At 66.2% G+C, this 19,501-nt stretch carries 12 protein-coding genes; all 12 read right to left on the reverse strand.

Features of this window, described 5'->3' with window-relative positions; all coding sequences use genetic code 11:
- Positions 1 to 49 precede the first annotated feature (49 nt).
- Entirely contained in the window at positions 50 to 3,580 is a 3,531-nt protein-coding gene (gene addA / locus G572_RS22805) for a double-strand break repair helicase AddA (RefSeq protein WP_208979047.1), read from the reverse strand.
- A complete protein-coding gene (addB, locus tag G572_RS0106185) occupies positions 3,577 to 6,741 on the reverse strand; it encodes a double-strand break repair protein AddB (RefSeq protein ID WP_029057721.1) in 3,165 nt (1,054 codons plus the stop codon). The genes addA and addB overlap by 4 nt, the downstream gene beginning before the upstream one ends.
- An 84-nt stretch (positions 6,742 to 6,825) precedes the next feature.
- Positions 6,826 to 7,563, reverse strand: a complete 738-nt coding sequence (locus tag G572_RS0106190) for a nucleotidyltransferase family protein (RefSeq protein ID WP_245566162.1) — start codon at positions 7,561 to 7,563, stop codon at positions 6,826 to 6,828.
- Positions 7,560 to 9,152, reverse strand: coding sequence for a tRNA (adenosine(37)-N6)-threonylcarbamoyltransferase complex ATPase subunit type 1 TsaE (gene tsaE / locus G572_RS22810; RefSeq protein WP_245566163.1), 1,593 nt, complete (start codon positions 9,150 to 9,152; stop codon positions 7,560 to 7,562). Before tsaE ends, G572_RS0106190 begins: the two co-directional genes overlap by 4 nt.
- A gap of 6 nt (positions 9,153 to 9,158) precedes the next feature.
- Positions 9,159 to 11,669, reverse strand: a complete 2,511-nt coding sequence (locus G572_RS0106200; RefSeq protein ID WP_084649917.1) for a sensor histidine kinase — start codon at positions 11,667 to 11,669, stop codon at positions 9,159 to 9,161.
- A 213-nt stretch (positions 11,670 to 11,882) separates the two neighbouring features.
- Positions 11,883 to 13,280: an adenosylhomocysteinase gene (gene ahcY, locus G572_RS0106205; protein ID WP_029057724.1), complete on the reverse strand. Its 1,398-nt coding sequence runs from the start codon at positions 13,278 to 13,280 to the stop codon at positions 11,883 to 11,885.
- Positions 13,281 to 13,637: 357 nt separating this feature from the next.
- The gene (locus G572_RS0106210; protein ID WP_051241932.1) at positions 13,638 to 13,931 is read right to left on the reverse strand and encodes an HPr family phosphocarrier protein; all 294 of its coding nucleotides are present in this window, start codon (positions 13,929 to 13,931) and stop codon (positions 13,638 to 13,640) included.
- Between the two features lie 2 nt (positions 13,932 to 13,933).
- Entirely contained in the window at positions 13,934 to 14,338 is a 405-nt protein-coding gene (locus tag G572_RS0106215) for a PTS sugar transporter subunit IIA (RefSeq protein WP_029057726.1), read from the reverse strand.
- A gap of 168 nt (positions 14,339 to 14,506) precedes the next feature.
- Positions 14,507 to 15,013: an HPr kinase/phosphorylase gene (locus G572_RS22815; protein WP_051241761.1), complete on the reverse strand. Its 507-nt coding sequence runs from the start codon at positions 15,011 to 15,013 to the stop codon at positions 14,507 to 14,509.
- Positions 15,010 to 16,839, reverse strand: a complete 1,830-nt coding sequence (locus tag G572_RS0106225) for a sensor histidine kinase (protein ID WP_029057727.1) — start codon at positions 16,837 to 16,839, stop codon at positions 15,010 to 15,012. The genes G572_RS22815 and G572_RS0106225 overlap by 4 nt, the downstream gene beginning before the upstream one ends.
- A gap of 35 nt (positions 16,840 to 16,874) precedes the next feature.
- Positions 16,875 to 17,573 (reverse strand): response regulator transcription factor, encoded by a 699-nt coding sequence (locus tag G572_RS0106230; RefSeq protein WP_029057728.1) that lies wholly within the window; start codon positions 17,571 to 17,573, stop codon positions 16,875 to 16,877.
- Positions 17,574 to 17,711: 138 nt separating this feature from the next.
- On the reverse strand, positions 17,712 to 19,127 hold the full coding sequence (locus tag G572_RS0106235) for an MATE family efflux transporter (protein ID WP_029057729.1): 1,416 nt from the start codon (positions 19,125 to 19,127) through the stop codon (positions 17,712 to 17,714).
- Positions 19,128 to 19,501: the final 374 nt, after the last annotated feature.

Consider the following 19,501-nt stretch of genomic DNA (forward strand, 5'->3'; position numbering starts at 1 on the left):
GCGACTGCATTCTTCGTTGCGCTGAACGTAGGAAGCCGGCCCGCCCGCGTCAAGCGAGCGATCCGTGCGTCGATCCGCCGGACTGCGCTTTCAAGGCCGCGACAGCGGCGTCGAGATCCGCCGGCGGAACTTCCCGCAGAACCGGCCCGGCCGTATAGAGCAAAGACGCGCGCACCTGACGTCCGGGATAGATATCCTGCAACAGCGCACGATACACCGCCAGCTGCGCGACATACGCCTCGCCGGGACCATCCGACAGGGCCGGGACGAAACGGTCCGTCTTGAAATCGACGATGAGGACCGCGGTCCCGGTCACGCAAAGGCGGTCGATCTGCCCCGAGACCTCGACAGTGTTGCCGTCGTCGAGGCGAAGACGACCGACCACGGGCACTTCGGTCAGGGCCCGGGTCGAAAAGACCTCCGCAAACCCCGGCTCCGTCAGGACCGCACAGGCCTCGCGTGCAAGGACATCCGCGTTTTCCGCAAACTCCGGCGCCAGACTTGCCTCAAGGTAGCGCATCGCGGCGGCGAGACGGTCATCGGCATCGAGGTCCGGCAGGAGCTGGAGCAAGCGGTGAAGATGGCGCCCCCGCGCCAGGGCAAAGGACTGTCGCTCGCGGGCAACGGCGAGCTCCTGGGCGGGCGCCAGGTCGGCGGGACCGTCCCTCGTCTCCATTTCCTCAAAGGCGGCCGAGGGCTGCAGCCGCCGGGGCCGGACGAGCGGCGCAACGGACGTGTGCAACCAGCCGGGCGCAATGTCGGGCGCGCCCGGGCCGGCTGCTGCCTGAGGTGCGGGCGCTGCGAGGACGGGCGGGGGCGCCTGTGTTCCGGCAGCCTGCCAGACCCGGCAGGGATCGCCCGTCGCCGTCACGCCGTCGCGCGCGCCCGGATCGAGACCGGCCGAGACGATGCGATACCAGCAACCGTCCTTCTGCCCGCTCGCCGGCGACCAGCCACATACGACCAGCCGGTCGCGCGCCCGCGTCATGGCGACATACAGCAGGCGTCGATACTCCTCCTCCGCGGCCGTTCTCAGGTTCGCCAGCGCCTCGTCGTGCCAGACGGTGCGCGACGCCTTGGGGGGCAACCAGACAAGCGCCCGGGGCGCGGCCGCGTCGTCGCCGCGCGCGCGCGCCAGAAATGCCGGGTCGTGCTGCGAGACCACCGGCGCGGCCCCGCTGTCGACCAGGATCACGAGCGGCGCCTCCAGCCCCTTGGCGCCGTGCACGGTCATGATGCGGACGACGCCGCGCGCCGCATTGAGCTCGCGCTTGACCTGCGTCGGGGCGGCCGCGAACCAGGCGAGAAAGCCCTCGAGACCGGGCGTTCCGGTTTGCTCGAAAGTCAGGGTCAGCGCCAGAAACTCGTCGAGGACGTCATCGACTTCGGTGCCCATCCTCGCGCGAAAGGCGGCGCGCGCGCCATCGGCGGACAGAAGTCTGGAGAAAAACTCGAAAGGCGGCATGAAATCGGCCCGGGACCGCAGCTCCTCCATGCGGGTTCGCACCGCAGCCAGCCCTGCATCCGTCTCCGCGCATCTCACCAGCGACTGCCACAGCGTGCCGCGTCTCAACTGGGTGCCGTCTGGTCGTGCAATGCGGTAGAGCGCCTCCTCGTCGAGACCGAACAGCGGACTCTTGAGAACCGCCGCCAGCGAGAGATCGTCCTCCGGCAGGAGGAGGAAACGGCCAAGCGCAATCAGGTCCTCCACCGCGATATGCTCGTTTAGAACGAGCCTGTCGCTGCCTGCGACGGGAACCCCGGCCTGTTTCAGGGCGCGGGTCAGTGCATCGACGAAGGCCCCGCGCTTGCGCACGAGAACCAGAACATCCTCGGGATCGGCCTCGCCCGTTTCGCGCCAGGCCTCGATCGTTGCCGCGATCCGGGTGGCAAGGCGGATCATCGCGTTGCCGGCGGACAGCCGGTCCACCGGTTGCGTCCAGTCGTCGGGGGTCTCGACCGGATCCACCTCCTCCGGCGGCCAGATCTCGACATGGCCCGGCTCGTTGCGCCGGACGGCTTCGTGAACGGGCGGAGCGGGATCCTGCGCCAGGCCCCGGTGCACTGCGGGGTCGGCGAAGACCGTATCGACCGCCGACAGGACATCGGGACGCGAGCGGAACGACAGGGTCAGTTCGACCCTGGAAAAGGCCGTCTCCGCATCGCGCGCGCGCCGCTCGAAGTGCTGTCGCATCTCGGCGAAATACGCCGGCACCGCCCCCTGGAACGAATAGATCGACTGTTTTTCGTCGCCGACCGCAAAGAGCGTTCGCGTGCGCGGATTCGCGGAGGCGCCGGCAAAGAACTCCTCGGCCAGAGCCTTGATCACCTGCCACTGGTGCGGGCTGGTGTCTTGCGCTTCGTCGACCAGAATGTGGTCGAGCCCCTGATCGAGCTTGTATTGCACCCAAAGGGCGGCATCCGCGCGCGACAGCAGGCTCGCGGTGCGCACGATCAGGTCCTCGAAGTCCATGAGACCGCGACGCGTCTTCTCGCGTTCATAGGCCTGCAGCATCGCATCCGCGAGACGCAGCGCGGCGTCCGTTCCTGCAAGCGTGTAGGCGGCGCGCCGCCGCTCCGTGAGGTCCACGAGCCGTTGCTGTTCGCCCTGCAGGCGCTCGACGACCCACGGATCCGCCGTCGCCACCGCCTTGCCGGCAAGCGCCTTCGTCGGCGACAGGTCCTTGTTCAGGAAAACAGACAGCCAAAGCGCGCGCCAGGTGTCCGGATCGCCGCAGGCAAGGGCTGCCCGGATCTTCTGCGCGCGTTTGGCGTCGGTGGCGTTTCCGCTCTCCAGCGCCTCGGCAATCCGCATTGCCGAAGGATCGTCGATGCTGCGCTGCGCCTGCAGCTTTGCGTCGATGGCCTCCAGCGTCTCGTCCTGCGAAAGACCGAACAGCGCCTGCAACTCCTTCAGCGCCAGGTCCGGCGTGCCGGCATGCTGCAACCAACGCCGCAACTGGTCGCGCCTTGCCACCAGCTCCCCCAGCGCGCTCTCAACGGATTTGTCGGGCAGTTCCGCAATCAGGAAAACCAGCGCGCGACCGAGCGGGCTGTCGGGATCGCGTTCGGCGCGCGCCAGAACCTGCGCCCGGGCCGTGGCCAGAAGGTCGGCCGACTGCCTGTCATCGAGGACGGAAAAATGCCCGGCGACATTGGCCTCCAGCGGAAACTGGTGCAGCAATGCCTCGCAAAACGCATGGATCGTCTGGATTTTCAAACCGCCGGGCGTTTCCAGTGCCGTGGCGAAGAGATGCCGGGCCCGGGCCAGACGCGCGGCATCGGGGGAACTGCCCTCGATGTCTCGCACTTCCTCGCTCAGCCGCGCATCGTCATATCCGGTCCAGTTTCCCAGCGTCTCGAACACGCGCGTCTGCATTTCAGACGCCGCCGCCTTGGTGAAAGTCAGACACAGGATCCGCGAGGGCGCCGTGCCGGCGAGCAGAAGGCGAATGACGCGCCGCGCCAGCACGAAGGTTTTTCCCGAACCCGCATTTGCGCTCACCCAGACCGAACGCAACGGGTCGGCGGCAAGGCCCTGCCGCTCACGCGTGGCCGCTGGAATCTCGATTGCGCTCACCGGTCTTCTCCGCTGTCGAGAGCCCATTCGCGAACGCGGGCAAGATGATCGTAGGGCGCGGCAAACTCGCGCTCCTTCATCACCCGGGCGCGGGAAAGATATCCGGTTTGCGGGTTTTCATAGCCGGCAAATAAAGATTTGGTACGCGCAAGAGCCTCGGCAGCCAGTGCGTCCACCTCCCCCTCTTTCGGCGCACGCTCGGCGACCTCCAGAGGCACCCGCCCGCCAGCCAGGCGCAGATAGAGGAGATTGCCGACCGGAACGGAAGGATCGACGCCGGGAAATGCACCGCCTGTGACCATCGCGGCTTCCAGCGGCAGCTGCGGGGCCAGCAGTGCGGCCACTTCCTTCGCACTCGGCGCCTGTCCCGTCTTGTAGTCGATCACCGCATAGGTTCCGTCGCGACGCAGGTCGATCCTGTCCGCCCTTGCGCTCAGCGTCACGATGCGCCCGGGGGCGAGATCGAGGTCGAGCGTTCCGCCGATCTCCAGATGCCGTTTCGCGATTTCGGCCGCCCAGGCGCCTTCGTTGCGCAGAAAGGCTGCCGCGATGCGGGTAAAGCGCAACCACCAGATCGCCCGGATCGCGGGGAAGGCGTCGACGACCGCGAAGCGCTGCCGCCCGATTTCCAGAAGCCTGTCGTGCGCCTGCGCATCGAAGGCGCGGTCGCTCCAGCTCTCGAGAAAATCCGCCAGAATGTCGTGGATCAGTGTGCCTTTTTCGGCGGCGCCCGGATCGCCGCCAATCGGATCGACCGGGTCGAGCTTGAGCACGTCGCGCGCATAGATCGCGTAAGGATCCCGGATCAGCGTTTCAATCGCCGTGACGGAGAGGCGCGCCGGTCGCGCGGCGACCGGTGGCGTCGGTGCGGGACGTTTTGCGGGCTGCGGCGGATGGGCCGGCCGGTCCATTGAGCGGGCAAGCGCCAGCCACCGGTCGCCGCGCGCGCGCATAGCCTGCGTTTGCGCCCCTCCGAGAAGGGTCGTCAGGCGCAGAATCCAGCGCGACGCCACCGTCGGCGCGCCGTCGGACCGCTCGGAGCGCGACAAGATCACCCTCCCGGCGCCCAGTCCCTGAATGAAATCATGCGCGGCGGCGCCGATGCGACGCTCGGGCGGGTCGAGACCGATGCCCCGCTTCATCGGCCGGTTGAGCCAGGGGTCGTTGCGCGTGCGCTGCGGCCAGCTGCCCTCGTTGAGGGCGCCGAGAACCACGACGTCGAAGGGCTGGAGCCGCGCCTCCATCGGCCCCAGGATCGCGATCCGCGGATCGCCGGGCAACCGTCGCCGGACGTTCAGGCCGGACAGGAGCGCGATGAAGACGTCCGGCCAGTCACGAACCGGAATGGCGAGCCCGGCCTCGCTGGCATCGAAGATCTCGGCGAAGGCCGCGGCCAACGCATCCCCCGCCTCTCCGGCATAGAGTTCGCCGTGATCCCCGGCCTCGTTGCGGCACAGGCGTCGCAGCACCTCTTCGTGGGCCCGGGCCAGCGTCACGGCATCCGCTTCGGCGCCCGCATCTTCGCCGGCATCGACGGCAAATCCTTCCAGCGGAGCAAGGGCCTCGCTCAGTCGGACAACCAGATTTTCCACGACGTCCCAGTCTTCACCATGCAGGCGTTTCCAGCGCGGCATGCGCCCGCCGGCACCCGCATCCTCGGCAAGACCGCGCGCGGCGCGGACGCCATCGAGCAGCCCCAAGGTGCCGCTTCGCGCGCGCGGGCCACGCAGCACGGCACGTTCCAGTGCCCTCGCGGCGGCACGAACTTCATTTGCCGGCAAACCAAGGCGCACGAGCGGATGTTTCAAGAGCGCGAGCAATGGCACCGGCTCGAGACCGTCAAGCGCCAGACCCGCGGCAAGGCGGGCCAGCACACCCGGCGGGGTCTGGTCGAGCGGACGGCCTGCGCTGTCGTCCGCCTGAAGACCCCAGCGCCGCAGTTCGATGGCGACCCGTCGCGCCAGCGTTCGATCGGGCGTGATCAGCGCAGCCGAATGGCCATCCGCGACCGCGCGCCGCAACACGATTGCAACCGCGAGCGCTTCCTCCGCCTCGTTGCGTGCGGCCAAAAGGTCGACACCGTCGAAGGCATGGGCGCGCTCGGCATCGGAGATGCGCGCCGCCAGCACCGGCCAGGCATCTGTCGTTTCCGCAGGCCGCAAGGCTTCGCCGACAATACGATCGCGCAAGGAACCGGCCGCGAGAGGCACAATGTCCGCCCGCGCGACGCCAAGTCCGACGACAACATGGGCCATGCCGTATTGCGGATGGCTGGGAACCCCGCCCGCATCCGCCTTGCCTGCGCGATCGCCCTCCGCCCCGCCGCCCCCCAGGATCGCCTCCCAGGACGGATCGTCGAGTTCCATATCGAAGCCCGGCAAGACAATGGCACCCTGAGCGAGGTCGGCAACGGCACGCAGGAGGTCTGCCGTCGCCGGAACGGAGCCGGTCGCGCCGGCGACAATTACGGGGCCGGCAGGCGGCGTTTCGCGCAGGCGCTGCGCCTCGCGGCGGATGAGGGCAGACCGCCGGGCCTTGGGATTCATCGCGCCCCGATCGGCCAGATGCGCCGGCCAATAGGTCATCGCGATCTTGAGGAAATCGAGGGTGATCTGCCAATAGCGGGCATGGTCCTCGGGCACCAGCTGCGCCAACCCGCTCCAGGGAACCTCTTCCGTCTCCATCTCGTCCATCAGGGCGAGGAGGTCGCCAGCCAACCAGGCGGCGTCGGCCGCCGATGCCGGCGTGCGCAGGACCGCATCCGCGCCCAGCTCAAGCACCTCGCGGCGCAGCGCCCCCTCCCAGGCATGAACAAGGCGGGCCATCGCCATCTTGCGATGCATCTCCGGGAGTGCCGGCGGCAGATCGAGATCGGCACCGTCGTTGCGCAGCAGATGAATGTCCTCGTCGACATCGCCAAGCGCACGGATGACCGGCAGCAGGGTCGCGTTGCGGCCCAGCCGCGCCTGAAACAATGCGGGCAGGGCGCGGGCGGCGCGCCGCGTCGGCACATAGAGCGTTATGCGCGCCAGCGCGAGCGGGTCGGTTTCCGCGTCCAGTCCGGGAACGAGCCGCCCCGCCAGCAAGGCATCGACGAAGGTCGGCAGGAAAGGCGCCGAAGGCGGGATGCTGAAGATATTCGGCTGGCGCCGCGCGCTCATACGCACCGTCCCGGTTTCAAGAGCAAGGGTCCACGTTCAGATCGGACAGGCGCAGGAAACGCAAAACCCCGGTTCGCACAAGAGTCATCTAGCGCTGGTCCGGATCGCCCGCTCCGCCTCGTCGACGGCCTCCGGCGTGCCCACATGCAGCCACAGGCCCTCCATCTGCACACCGTAGAGCCTGCCGGCGGCAATCGCCACGTCAAACAAACGGTTGAGCGAGAAGGCATCGGGCGGACACCCCTCGAAGAGACGCGGATGGAGGATCGCGGCGCCGGCATAGGCGAAGGGCGCGATCGTGCGCTCCGCTCGCCGCTCCAGCCGACCCGTCGGATCGATCACGAAATCGCCCTTCCCGCCATAGCCGACGGACTCCACATATTCAGACAGCAACAAAAGCGCATCCATCTCGTCCGCGTTCCAGGCATCGACAAGATGATCGAGGTTGGGCCGGACGCCCTCGATCCAGCTGCTGTCGGAGTTCAGCAGGAAGAACGGCTCCTCGCCCAGGAGCGGAAGCGCCCGGGCAATCCCGCCGCCGGTGTCGAGAAGGACGCCGCGTTCATCGGACACCACGGCGCGGGGCAGGCCCGGCCGGCGCGCGACATGCACCTCCACGAGATCTGCCAGATAGTGGACGTTGACAACGCAGGTCTCGACGCCGGCGGCCTCGAGCTTGTCGAAAGCCCGGTCGATCAGGGCTTCGCCGCACACCGGAATAAGTGGTTTGGGCGTCGTTGCGGTGAGCGGGCGCATGCGTTTTCCCATGCCCGCAGCCAAGACCATCGCACGGCGTATCCGCCTGTCGTGAACCATTGTCATTCCTGCGTTGCGGCCGGGTCGCGCCCGGCCTCGATCTCCGCAATCCATGCCGCCAGGGGGGCCAGAAGCGTATGCGCGAGCGCCCGCCCGAGGTAGTCGCGCACCCGCGGCAGATGAGCAAGATAGGCCGGCTTGCCGTCCCGCTGCGCCAGACGGACGAACACGCCAAGCACCTTGTGCGCCCGTTGCGCGGCCAGAATCGCATAATCGCCGCGCAGATGTTGCGCATCGAAACCCGGATCCCGCGCCTGTCGCAGGGCCACGTAGCGTTCCACCAGCGCCGCCTCCAGCGCAGGCGGGACGGTGACCCGCGCGTCCATGGCGAGCGAGGCGAGATCATAGGCCGGCGATCCCATCACCGCATCCTGATAGTCGACAAGGCCGATGCGCGCGTTCCCGCTGCGTGCGCCGCGCCAGATCAGGTTGGGCGAGTGATAATCGCGCAAGGCCAAGACAGGCGGCAGCTCCTGCACCCGCGCGATCAGCGGCGCCCAGTGCGCGCGAAACGCAGCCCGCATGGCCGGCGTCACCGAGACGCCGAGCGACGGCAGATACCAGTCGAGAAACAGGCTCGCCTCGGTCATCAGGGCGCGGGCATCGTAGGCGGGGACGTGATAGATGCCGCCGCCCGCGGCGTCGGGGAGCGCGAGCTCCGGACCGATCCGAGCCGCATGAAGATCGGCGAGAAGGTCGACGGCCGCCGCATAGCGCTCGGGCACGGGAGCGCCGCCTTCGACAATCGTCCCACGCCCGAGGTCTTCCTGAAGCAAGAGCCCACCGGGAAGATCCGCCGCAAGCGTCTCCGGCGCGCTGAAACCGTGACTGCGCAAGGCCTCGCCGACAGCGACGACAGCGTGCATGTCCTGCGCCAGATGCACGATATCGGCGTAGGTCTCGCCTGCGTCGCTCGCCGCGGGGACATCGAGCGCAGGCGCGTTCATCAGGATCGCGGCCCGGTCCGCGCTCGTCGCCGTCTCATACCTTCGGGGCGATGCATCGCCCTGAAGGTAGCGGCGCGTCGCATCGCCCATTCCGACGCGCTCCAGAAGGGCGCGGATGGCGCGCGTACGCGCAAGGCGGTCTGCCCATTGGGTCTCCCGGCCGCGAAAGACGAATGTGCGCGCATCGGTTTCCTCCGCCGCCTCGATCTCGATCGAGAGACAGTCTTCAGGCAGGAAGCCACCGCCCCTTTCCGGCCACTCGACAAGCGCGACCCCGATCTCCAGCGCATCGTCCAGACCGAGTTCTTCCATTTCCTCCGGCTCCTCGAGCCGGTAGAGATCGAGATGCGCCACGTCGAAGCGGGCAAGCGCATAGGATTGCACAAGCGTGAAGGTCGGGCTGGGAACTTCCAACGCTTCGTCATCGGCGAGCGCGCGGATCACCGCACGCGCGAAGGTGGATTTCCCTGCCCCCAAATCTCCCGACAGGCACAGGCAGTCTCCCGGCGCGAGGATCATCGCCAGATCCTCGGCAAGATGTCGTGTCCCGGCGACGTCCTCCACCCGCACGCGAGCCTCGACGGTGTGCCGGGCGGTCGAGCCCGAGGGACTTGCGTGCTGCCCCGTTCCGGTTGCCTCCCCCATCATGCAGGACTATTCGGCGGCGTGCTGGAGGGCGTCGGGCGTGAAGGGAAATCGACACACGACATATGTGCCGACCCCCTCTTGTGAGGAGATCTCGACCGTCCCGCCGTGCAGCTCCACAAAGCTCTTGACGATGGACAGGCCAAGCCCGGCGCCGCGCCGCCTTGCCCCTGCATCCCGTCCGACGAACCGCGCAAAGACCTGATCGAGCATGTCCTCGGGGATGCCGCAGCCATGGTCGCGAACGCGGAACTCGATGGCGTCGGCGGTGCGCTGACACGACACGTCGATGGCCCCGCCGACATCGGAAAAGCGCAGCGCATTCGAAATGAGATTGTACAGCACCTGCCGGAGCCGGCGCTCGTCCGCCTGAATCACACCGACGTCGTCGGACATGTCGAGGTTCAGCGCAATTCCGGAATCGGTGAGACGGTCCTTCAGGCCCTCGACAGCCGCCTGCACCGTCCTGGCGACGTCGACGGAAGACAGGTCCAGCTCCATGATGCCGGCGTCGATGGTGGCAAGGTCCAGAATGTCGTTGATGATCGCCAGCAGCGCCGAAGACGAGGACAGGATGTAGTCGACGTATTCGCCCTGCTTCGTCGTCAGCGGGCCGAACTTGGGGTCGGACAAGAGCTGCGCGAAACCGATGATGTTGGTCAGCGGCGAGCGCAACTCGTAGGACACGTGCTGGATGAAGGCGTTCTTGAGCTGGTCCGCCTGTTCCAGCGCCTCGTTCTTGTCGAGAAGCGCGCGCTCGACGTTCACCGAATCGGTGACGTTGACGAAGGTGACGAGCGTTCCGCCGTCGGGGAGCGGAACGGTGGCATAGTCGATCGCCTCACCGCTTTCGCGCTCCATGCGCCCGATCACCGGTTCGCGGTTGTCGGCGAGGCTCGTCACCGCCGTGACCAGCCGTTGCCAGACATGCGCCTCTTCGGGTTCCAGAAGTCCGGCCTCGACGATCCGCGTGATGTGCGGACTCTCGCCCAGACCGTCGTCGGCCAGAGCCCAGATCACCTCGAAGGCCGGGTTCCACAACCGCAAACGACCGTCGGAACCGAACACCGCCACCGCTTCAGAGAGGTTGTCCAGGGTTTCGCCCTGCACCCGGATAAGGGAATTGTAGCGGCTTTCCAGGTCGAGACGCTCGGTAACATTTTCATAGATATAGGTGACGCCGCCCTGGGGGTGCGGGTTGGCGATCACGCGCAGGGTGCGCCCGTCCGGCAGATGCCACCAGAACTCCCGCGCGTCGACGGACGTGTAGGTCTCAAGCAGCTTGTTGCGCCAGCCGCGATAATCCGCCTGCTCGGGCAGCTTGCGCGCCGCACGCAGCGCATCGAGCAGCGCTCCGTCGGTGGGATTTCCCTCCAGGAAGCCGGTGTCCAGATCCCAAAGCGCGCGGAAGGCGGCATTGTAGAACTGCAGTCGGCGGTCGGAGCCGAAAATCGCGACCGCGGTGGCGAGCTGATCGAGCGTGCGGGCGTGAAAGTCGATGGTTCGGCCGAGTTCCTGGCGGCTGTGTTCCAGTTCGCTGACGTCGATGGCGAACCCGCCGGTGCCGCTGTCGACCGCGCATTGCGTCACGTCGAAAATCCGGCGCGCTCCGGCAAAGACCGCTGGCATGCGGGCGTGAGCCACACCGTTGCCGTCGCGGGCGCGATCCATCGCCTTGCGATTGCGGGCATCGAGAAACTCGGTTCCGGCCTCAACGGCGCTGTTGGAATCCGGCGCTTCGACCGCGGTGGAATAGGCGGTGTTCACCCAGACGAGATGCCCGTCGCCGTCACGCAGCCACGCAGGAGCGGGCACCGTATCCAGCAGTGCCCGCAGGGTCGCCACTTCCCGGGTCAGTTCCTCATGCCGCTTGACCAGCATCGCGTGGTTCTTGCGCTCGCCCGTCAGGTCGCGCATCCGCACGACCGGTGCGCTGGCCGCGACGCGGCCCGACACTTCGACCAGCCCGCCGGGCTGGGTGGGCAGCACCATATGGAAAGTTTCGCCGTTGCGACGCAGGCGTTCCACCGCACGCTCCAGCGCCGTGGCGGACTTGGCGTCGAGCCATGTGCCGAAAGCCAGCAAACGGGCCGGCGAACGCGGAACGCCGCAGGCCTCGTCAAGAACGCCGGCAATCATGGGCGCCGCATCTCCGGGCTGCCAGACGATCAGGCGCTGATCATCGGAATCGACCAGGCTCTCCAGCCGGTCCAGCCGCGCAGTCAGACCGGCGTTCTTCTCGCGAACCTGGGTCAGGGTGCCGGCGGTAGCGCGACGGTTGCGCAGGAACGTCACCGCGGCGGTCACGGCAAATGTCACCGCGCCACCGACGGCCGCGACCCAGACCACCTTGAAGGCATCGACGTCGCCGATCGACAGGGAGGACGCGTCCTGTGCCCTGGAGACCCCGGTCAGCGACAGCCATGCAAGGGTGCTACCGGTGGCCCGGACTGCCGTCTTTCGACTCAATTCCAGCCACGCGCCGCTGGTGCGCGCATGTTGCAAGCCGTCCGCCGGCATTCTCACGATCCTCTACCGCCGCTTCGAGCCCGAAAATGCTCGTCGGGACAGTTGTGCCTCACGAACCGCCCGATTCGCAAAGACCATAACGCAAAGCCGAATCGCGAAGAAGGGTTCCTTGCCGAAAAGTAAACGGGAGCCGTGTCGTCCACAGCTCCCGCACAAGCGTTCGGTCGTGTAAGGCGGGGGCGGACACGGTCCGCCCGAGGTGCCTTAGTAGCGGTAGTGTTCCGGCTTGTAGGGGCCGGTGGTCTCGACGCCGATATAGGCAGCCTGCTCGCCCGTCAGCTCGGTGAGCTCGACACCGAGCTTTGCCAGATGCAGGCGCGCGACGCGCTCGTCGAGATGCTTCGGCAGCACGTAGACGTCGTTCTCGTACTGGTCCGGACGCGACCACAGCTCAATCTGCGCAAGCACCTGGTTGGTGAAGCTCGCCGACATCACGAAGCTCGGGTGACCCGTCGCATTGCCGAGGTTGAGCAGACGGCCCTCGGACAGAAGGATCATGCGCTTGTCGTCGGCGAACTCGATCATGTCCACCTGGGGCTTGATGTTCGTCCACTTGTAATTGCGCAGCGACTCGACCTGAATCTCATTGTCGAAGTGACCGATGTTGCCGACGATCGCCATGTCCTTGAGCGAACGCATGTGATCGATGGTGACCACATCCTTGTTGCCCGTGGTGGTGATCACGATGTCGGCGGTCGGTGCGGCCGCTTCCAGCGTCACGACCTCGAAACCGTCCATGGCAGCCTGCAGCGCGCAGATCGGATCGACCTCGGTGACCTTGACGCGCGCGCCGGCGCCGCGCAGCGAGGCGGCGGACCCCTTGCCGACATCGCCGTAACCGCAAACAACGGCGGTCTTGCCGGCCATCATGACGTCCGTGCCGCGGCGAATGCCGTCGACAAGGCTTTCCTTGCAGCCGTACTTGTTGTCGAATTTCGACTTGGTGACGCTGTCGTTGACGTTGATCGCCGGGAACGGCAGCAGGCCCTTGGCCTTGAGCTGATACAGACGGTTCACGCCGGTCGTCGTCTCTTCGGAGACGCCGCGAATGTCGTCGCGCTGGCGGGTGAACCAGCCCGGGCTCTGCTTCATGCGCTTGCGGATCTGGGCGAAGAGAACGGTTTCTTCCTCCGACGAGGGATTGGACAGCACGTCTTCACCGGCCTCGGCGCGAGCGCCCAGCAGGATGTACATGCTGGCGTCACCGCCATCGTCGAGGATCATGTTGGCCGTGCCTTCGGGGAACATGAAGATACGGTCGCAATAGTCCCAGTATTCCTCAAGGGTCTCGCCCTTTTCGGCAAAGACCGGCACGCCGGAGGCGGCGATGGCGGCGGCCGCGTGGTCCTGCGTGGAGAAAATGTTGCAAGAGGCCCAGCGCACATCGGCGCCCAGCGCGGTCAGCGTCTCGATCAGGACGGCCGTCTGAATGGTCATGTGCAGGGAGCCGGCAATGCGCGCTCCCTTGAGCGGCTTGCTCTCGCCGAATTCCTCGCGACAAGCCATCAGGCCCGGCATTTCGGTTTCGGCGATATCGATTTCCTTGCGCCCGTAATCGGCCTGGGAAATATCCTTGACGTAGTAGTCGCTTGCAGTGCTCATCAGCTGGATCCGCTCACTCGGTTGGCGTTGACGCCCGTGGTCCCGGTCCGGAACCGGCACGACGCGCGGCTGGAGGGGACTGGGAATTGACAGGGAAGCGCACCCTTGCGGCGCGCGGCTTCCGGTGCCCCCTTATAGGCGGTCGACGGATACAAAGCAATAATGATATAAAGATTTCTTTATATCATGAAAAATTCCCTAAAACACCGCGCACCAATCCCGCTCCCGGCCCCTTGTGCAGGCCGGGCGAAGGCAAATTCCGGCCGTTTCCGGCAGGCGCGTTGTGGAAAGGGGCGTCCGGAAACCGTCAGGCGCACGGACAGGGCGCTCGCGTTTGACGCACAGTGCAGGCGGTTTTCAGTCGACTTCGCCGAAACCGTCCTCGACGAGGGCGCGGATTGCCGCCATGGCCTGCTCGGCCTCGGGGCCAGTGGCACTGACCTTGATGCAGCACCCCGGACTCGCGGCCAGCATCATCAATCCCATGATGGAGGTGCCGCCGACCGACTGCCCGTCACGGGTGACGATGACGTCGGCATCGAAGCGCTCCACCAGTTTGACCAGTTTCGCGGAGGCGCGCGCATGCAGGCCGCGTCGGTTGACGATGGTCAGTTCCGCGGTTGCCGCCGGCGGCGCCTGTGTTTCGGTCATCGTCATCCCTGCCCGGAGAGAACCTGGCTGGCGACCGAAATATATTTCTGCCCGGCCTTGCGCGCCTCGTCGACCGCTTCCGCGATCGCGGCGTCTTCACGCACGCTGGCAAGCTTGATCAGCATGGGTAGGTTGACCCCGGCGATGACCTCGATGTTGGTGCCGTCCATCACCGAAATCGCGAGGTTGGACGGCGTGCCGCCGAACATGTCCGTCAGCAGGACAACACCGCCGCCGTCGTTCACGTCCTCAACCGCGGCGAGGATGTCCTGACGCCGCTGCTCCATATCGTCATCGGGACCGATGCAAATGGTCGCCACCCGCTCCTGGGGGCCCACCACGTGTTCCAGTGCCGATTTGAATTCTTCAGCCAATCGCCCATGCGTGACGAGTACGAGACCTATCATGCCCTGTCCGTCGTTCATCCCTCGATCGGGCTTTATGCCCGTTGGTTCCCGCGAGCGTCCCGGCAGCCCCTGACGGACCGCCGTCCGCCCTGCCGGCGCCGGAGGCCCAATGTCAGCAAGGGGGCGCTGCAGTGCAAGAAAAATCGGCGCCCCGTGCCTCCTTTTCCCTCAGCCTTCGCCGCTTCGGCCGGGAGCCGGCGCATTCCGGGGCCCGCCGGGGGCGAGAAACCGCAGATCGCCAGCCAGATGCGCGAGCACGCGTTCCACGGATCCTTCGGGAGCAGGCGCGGGCACGGCCAGGCGCGCGAGCATCACCCCCTTCAGGCAGGTCGATGCTTCGCCGGCCTCCGGCAGGCGGGGCATGTCCTTTTCCGCAACAAGGTCGACCAGCAACCTGACGACCGCATCCGGCGCGTGATCAACCTGCTGAATGCCCTCGCCGCGCACTTCCCAAAGCCCCGCGAGACCCGCCGGTGGCCCTGCGACCAACCGGCCGCCGCGCACGCTCAGCACGAGGCGGTCGTCGGCCACATGCGCCGCGTACCCGCCAAGGCGGCGCACCCGCGCAACAAGATCGTCGCCGAGGCGGGACTTCCCCGCCCCGGACGCCCCGCGCAGGACAACACCGGCAGCGCCAAGGAGAACGCATGAACCGTGGATTGTCTCCGCGCTCATGCGCGTGGCTTTGCCCCGGCGGGCAGGCGAACCGTGAACCGCGCCCCGAGGATTTTCATGTCGCCGGTGAGCGCGTCGCGCTCCTGTCTGTTTTCAACCGAGATCGTTCCCTGGTGCGCCTCCACGATCTGCCGGGAAATCGACAGGCCCAGTCCGGAGTTGTTGCCGAACCCGTCCGCCTCGGGACGGTCGGTATAGAAGCGTTCGAAAATCCGGTCGCGCACATCCTGCTTGATCCCGGGTCCGTCGTCGTCGACGGTGATCTCCACCGCGTCGGCGTGGCGCGTGGCATCAATACGAACGCTGGCGCCGGGGGGGGAGAACGAGCGAGCGTTGTCGATCAGATTGTTGATCACCTGGGCGAGACGGCTGTCGTGCCCGTTGATGCGATAGGGGTGGTCGCGCCGGGAGGGGGCAATGGAGATCTCGACCGGCGCCTCCCCCGGGGTGGCACGCTCGTTGGCAATATCCGTGACGCCGCGCAACAATGCGGCGATGTCGATCGGTTCGGCATCCGCGCGGGCGAGTTCGGCGTCGAGCCGCGAAGCGTCCGAGATGTCGGTGATCAGCCGGTCGAGGCGCCGCACGTCGTGCTGGATGATTTCCATAAGCCGGTCGCGCGCTTCCGGCTTGCGGGCGAGTGGCAGTGTCTCGACAGCGCTGCGCAGCGAGGTCAGCGGGTTCTTCAACTCGTGCGAGACATCGGCGGCGAAGGTCTCGATCGCATCCATGCGGTTGTAGAGCGCATTTGTCATGTCCCGCAGCGCCCGGGCGAGATGGCCGATTTCGTCGCGCCGGTCGGAAAAATTGGGAATCTCCTCACGTGACTTGATCCCGCGACGCACACGTTCCGCCGCCGCCGCCAACCGGCGGACCGGCCCCGCGATGGTGCCGGCCAGAAGGATGGACAGGACCATGGTCACGGCGGCAGCGACCAGAAACACCCGCATGATCGCCACGCGCTCCGCACGCACGATCGCATCAATATCGCCACCTTGCGTCGACAGGAGCAAAGACCCCAGCACCGCGCGAAAGCGCTGCACCGGCACGGCGACCGAGACGATCAGCTCGCCGCGCGGCGACACCCGCACGACGCTTGCCGGAGACCCGGCAAGGGCGGCTTCGACTTCCGGGTAGGAGCGCCCGTTTCCCGCGCCGATTTCCTCGTAAAGCGGGAGGTCGCCCCGTCGGAACCACAGCTTGATGTCGGACCAGACCTGCTCCCAGAGGCCCGGCTCCTCGGTGGTGGGAGGCGGAAGGTCGAAGCGAAGGATCTGCCCCCTTGCATAGAGGTGACGCGAATCGAGGATGAGGATCCCTTCCGGATCGTAGATCCGCGCCCGCGTCTTGGTCGGCGAGATCAACCGGCGCAGCACCGGCGCCACCCGTTCGGGATTGATCGGAAAGTCCAGCAGACGCGCGCCGTCGGAGGGCGACAGGCTTTCTCCGGCCTGGAGCTGCAGCAATTGCTCGGGATCGACCATCAGACCGTCGGTCTCGACAGTCGCGGACGCGGCAATCGCGCCCGCGATGATCTCGCCCTGCGTGAGCAGGCTTTGCACGCGCGCATCGATCAGGCCGGCGCGGAACTGGTTGAGGTAAAGAATGCCGGCGACGAGCGCAAACAGGCCGGCGAGGTTGAGCACCAGAATGCGGCGGGTCAGCGACGAGGTGAGATAGGGGCCGAGAAATCCGAAGGTGCGCGACAGGAAGCGCCTGCGAAACCGCCGGTTGCCGAGCGAACGCAGGGCGGACGGCCGGTCCGCCCCGCCGGCGGTCCGCCGCGCCGGTCCGGCCTCTTCGCCTGTCTCGACTTCCGTTACCATGCCCTGTCCCCGCGACGGTCCGGCCGCCCGGTCCCTCAGCTCTCCCGGAAGCGGTATCCGACGCCGTATAGCGTTTCGATCATGTCGAAGCTGTCATCGACAATCTTGAATTTCTTGCGCAGCCGCTTGATATGGCTGTCGATGGTCCGGTCGTCCACATAGACCTGATCGTCATAAGCGGCATCCATCAGCGCATTGCGGCTCTTGACCACGCCGGGCCGGTGGGCAAGCGCATAAAGGATCAGGAATTCGGTCACCGTCAGGGTAACCGGCTTTCCCTTCCACATCGAGGTGTGCCGCTCCTGATCCATGACAAGATCGCCACGCTCCAGCAACTTGTCGCTTTCCGGCTTCGTCGCGGTTGCGTCGCGCGGCTGCACCCGGCGCAACACCGCCTTGACGCGCTCGACAAGCAGTCGCTGCGAAAACGGTTTGCGGATAAAATCGTCCGCACCCATTTTCAAGCCGAACAACTCATCGATCTCGTCATCCTTGGAGGTGAGGAAAATGACGGGCAGGTCGGACTTCTGACGCAGCCGGCGCAGAAGCTCCATTCCATCCATGCGCGGCATCTTGATGTCGAAGATCGCCAGATCCGGCGGATCGGTCACCAGCCGGTCGAGGGCGGAGGCGCCGTCCGTATAGGAATGAACGCGGTACCCTTCGCTTTCCAAGGCGATGGATACCGATGTGAGAATGTTGCGGTCATCGTCCACAAGCGCAATCGTCGGCATAATCCGGGTCCTGTTCCCATTCTTTTCGCGCGGTGTTTTCGTGTTTACCAGCCTTGGCGGTGAAAATGCGCGCAAATTATGACGCCGTACAGGGGGGCGCCAGGCTGTGGCGGCACGCGGGCCCGGATTGGAGCCCCCTCAGGTGCGCCCGGCAACGTTGCAAGCCTTGCCCCTTGTCGCACGATGAAAGCGCCAGAGCAGCCCGGCAAGCGACACCAAAATGCCGGCAAGAAGGCCGCCGATCAGCGCGCCGGCCCCCAGATCCATCACCAGCCCGCCAATATAGGCGACGGGAATCGCAACACACCAAAAGGCCGCGATCTGCAGCATCGTCGGCCACCAGACATCGCCCATGCCGCGCAAGGCGCCGAGCGCGACCGCCATCATGGCATCGACAGACAACATCAACCCGGCCACGAAAAGCGCCTCGGATGCCGCTGCGACGGTCACCGGATCGTCGGTAACCAGTCGTGCGGCCGTTTCCGGCGATACGAGAAAGCAGATCGCGACAGGCAACGGCCAAAGGCCGCCAAGGGCGATCCCCGCCCATCCCGCGATCCGCATGTCGGTGCTCCGGGTTTCGCCATAGGCACGACCGACACGGATCGCCGTCGCACCGGCTGTGCCGATCGCCATCATGAAGGTCAGCGTCACCAGCGTCATTGTGGTCTGGTAGGCGGCAAGCTCAACCGTGCCGATCAGACCGGCGAACATCACCACGGTCGCAAAGGCTGCGCTTTCGACACCTTGCGCCAGCCCCATGGGCAGCCCCATGCGACGAAGGCCCGCCGCCTCCGGGCTGCGAAACAGGCAGACCAGGCCTGCGAGGCCAGGCCCCCGGGAGCTGTCAAATGACAGAATCCGAAAATTGTCTATTCGCAGGGCGGAAACGACAAGGACGCCGGCAATCGTGACCCCTGCTGCCGTGCGAGCAATCGAGCTTGCCAACATCACACCATCCGCCCCCATCGGAGGAACAAGCCCGCCCCAGCCGAACCCGAAGACGAGGTTCAACGGCACATTCACCAGGTTGGCGCCCAGCATGATCGCCATTCCGGTTTTCGGCCGTCCGGTCGATTCCATAAAGAGATTGCACGCGATGAACAGCAGCGTTCCGGGCATCCCCGCCCCGAAGGCGAGCGACACCGTCGCCGCGCCCGCGGCAAGATCCGGCGCCTGGCCGACTGCAAGAAAGAACGGGCCGGCGAGCAACGACAGGCCAAGGACCGCGACCCCCATCGCAAGGGCATGTGCGATGGAGGTCCGAAACACGTTGCCCACCTCGGCTATGCGCCCCGCGCCGATGGCCTGGGCAGTAAGCACCGAGGACGCCTGCAACGCCCCGACGCCAATGAGCATCAGCGTCAGTTGCGGCGCAACGCCAAGCCCGAAATACGCCAGGTCCTCAGGGCTGATCCGCCCCACCATCAGCGTGTCCACCGAAAACATCACCACAAGCGCGGCCCGTGCCAGAATGATCGGCACGGCGAGAGCGACGGTTCTGCCGAAATGTCTCGCCAGGGAATCCGGGGCGCGGGCGGTCATGGCAATCATCGAACGTCCTTGGCAGGAAACAGGTCGGGCAGGAAACAGATCGGCGGGTCTTTTGGCACGGTCGGTGCGCCCGTGCCTCTTAACACCTGCGCCCAATCCCGGATCCGGGCAAGCCCTTTCGGAATACACAATCCGAAATCTCACGGAATTGAAACATACATTCCACACCTGGTCGGCCCGGCACTTCGGTTAATTTGCCCATGAAAGAAATTCTGTTTTGCAGTTCCGAGTATTAAATCGATTAAGTTGCATTTTGCGAGGGATCTTGCGCTTGTTGATCGAAGACCCATCCTCTAGGTTCACTTTGCTCAAATCGAAGGCGCCTGTCGCAACTTGAGGTTTATTCGATCGCCCGCTCAACCGCGCGACTGCGG

It is taken from the genome of Stappia stellulata DSM 5886 (genome assembly GCF_000423705.1).
Taxonomy (GTDB): Bacteria; Pseudomonadota; Alphaproteobacteria; order Rhizobiales; family Stappiaceae; genus Stappia; species Stappia stellulata.